This window comes from Hymenobacter coccineus, from assembly GCF_001816125.1.
GTDB classification, from domain to species: domain Bacteria; phylum Bacteroidota; class Bacteroidia; order Cytophagales; family Hymenobacteraceae; genus Hymenobacter; species Hymenobacter coccineus.
The window spans coordinates 1-1,978 of record NZ_MDZA01000253.1 but is presented as its reverse complement, the minus strand read 5'-3'; the positions used below and the strand labels follow the sequence as shown (position 1 = coordinate 1,978).

At 66.7% G+C, this 1,978-nt stretch carries 2 protein-coding genes and 1 pseudogene; 2 read left to right on the top strand and 1 reads right to left on the bottom strand.

The annotated features are described in order from the left end of the window. Nucleotides 1-40 precede the first annotated feature (40 nt). Together BEN49_RS14415 and BEN49_RS29600 are read left to right on the top strand one after the other, a co-directional pair. Nucleotides 41-853 (top strand): annotated as a pseudogene (locus tag BEN49_RS14415) (NAD(P)/FAD-dependent oxidoreductase); the annotation flags it as partial. Beyond that, nucleotides 816-1,244 (top strand): oxidoreductase C-terminal domain-containing protein, encoded by a 429-nt coding sequence (locus BEN49_RS29600; protein WP_083326109.1) that lies wholly within the window; start codon nucleotides 816-818, stop codon nucleotides 1,242-1,244. The pseudogene BEN49_RS14415 and the gene BEN49_RS29600, both read left to right, overlap by 38 nt. 81 nt (nucleotides 1,245-1,325) lie before the next feature. On the opposite strand, the gene BEN49_RS28050 is transcribed toward BEN49_RS29600, so the two are convergent. After that, entirely contained in the window at nucleotides 1,326-1,847 is a 522-nt protein-coding gene (locus BEN49_RS28050) for a hypothetical protein (RefSeq protein WP_070744530.1), read from the bottom strand. Nucleotides 1,848-1,978: the final 131 nt, after the last annotated feature.

Here is a 1,978-nt window from a genome sequence, read left to right as displayed (position 1 = left end):
CGCCGACGCGCCCGGGGCCCCGGCCGATGCGCGCACGTTCGTGCTGGTGGGCGGCGGCGCGGCTGGCCAGTACGCGGCCCAGACGCTGCGCCACGAAGGCTTCGCGGGGAAAATCGTGCTGGTGTCGGCCGACGAGCAAGCGCCCTACGACCGCACCAAGCTCAGCAAGCCCTACCTGGCGGGCAAGGCCAAGCCGGCGGCGCTGCCCCTGCGCGAGCCTACCTTTTACGAAAAGCACCGCATTGACTTGCAGCTGAATACCCGCGCCACTGGCCTCGACCTGGCCCGGCAGGAACTACAGCTGGAGGGCCACCTGCCGCTGCGCTACGACCAGCTGCTGCTGGCCCCCGGCGGCACCCCCAACCGCTTGCCCAAGTTGCCCGGCCACGACCTGGCCGGCGTGCAGCCCCTGCGCACCCAGGCCGATGCCGACGCCATCCTGGCCGCTACCAAAGACGCCAAGCAGGTGGTGGTCATCGGCTCCAGCTTCATCGGGATGGAAGCGGCCAGCAGCCTCGTGGGCGAAGGCCGCGCCGTGACGGTGGTAGCCCAGGACAAGGTGCCCTTTATGCGGGTGCTGGGGCCCGAAATCGGGGCCATGTTCCGGGCCCTGCACGAGGAGAAGGGCGTGCACTTCGAAGCCGAAGCCGAGGTAACGGCCCTGCTGGGCGAGGCCGGCCGCGTGACCGGCGTGCAGTTGAAAACCGGCCGCGTGCTGCCCGCCGACGCCGTGGTGTTGGGCGTGGGCGTGCGCCCGGCCACCGCGTTCTTGAAAGACGCTTTTTCGCTGGAAAAGGACGGCGGCCTGGCCGTGGATGCGTACTTGCAAGCCGCTGAGAACGTGTACGCCGCCGGCGACATTGCCCGGTATCCGCTGGGGCCCCGCCGAGCCCACGCGCATCGAGCACTGGCGCGTGGCCCAGCAGCACGGCCGCACGGCCGCCCGCAACATGCTGGGCCAGCGGGAGGCCTTCGCCGCCGCCCCGTACTTCTGGACGCAGCAGTACGGCAAGAGCCTGCGCTACGCCGGCCACGCCGAAAAGTGGGACGAAATCATTTACCACGGCGATGTGGCCAAGCAGGATTTCCTGGCCCTGTACGTGCTGGACGGCCGCATCATCGCCGGTGCTAGCATGGGCCGCGACACGGCCATGATCCACTTCGCCGAGCGCCTGGAACAGGGCCAGTTGCCCGCCCCGGCCAACGTGCACGAAGGCATGGACTGGGCCGAAGCCACCACCTAGCTGGGGCCCCACGCGCTGGGCAAGTCCACAAAAAAAACCGCCGGAAAGGGCGGTTTTTTTGTTTAACCATGTGACTGGGAGTTAGTTGTGGCCTCGGCCGTGCCCTTGCCCGTGGCCATTGTCGTGGCCGCCGTTGTAGTCTGCACGGTAAGCCTTTTTAGCTTGGCCTGGCGGCAGGCCGCGGCTGTCGTAAGAGCCTTGGCGGTAAAGCTTCTTGGCTTGCCCGGGAGGCAAGCCCCGGGGTGGGCCCGGGCGGTACACCACCGGGCGGTACCGGTCGCGGTGGGCCCCCACGTACGTCCAGGGCTGGCGGCCGCGGTAGTCGAGCACCACGGGGTGGAATTGGTAGGGGTCGTAGCCGCTGAGCGCCGCCACCGGCAGCCACTGCCCGTTGCGCAGCACGATGTACCGCTGGGCTTGCAGGTCGTAGTACCCGTCAACCTCGGGGATGTAATAATACTGGGCGCCCTGCGGCACCGCGGGGCCCCAGGCGGGCTGCCCAACGTTCACGTTTACGTTGACCTGCGCATGTGCCGCGGGAGCAGCGGCCAACGCAAAGCCGCTCAGCAAAAGGGCGCAAAAAGTGGTTTGGAAAAATTTCATGGCGTTTGGATAGTAGCGAAGTGTGGTTAATTTAGAGCGGTTCTCAGGATGATGTACAGTACGGGAGTTATTTTTCCAGCGTGAAAGCCTATTCTCTTGATTTACGCGAACGTGTCGCGGCGGCTTGTACG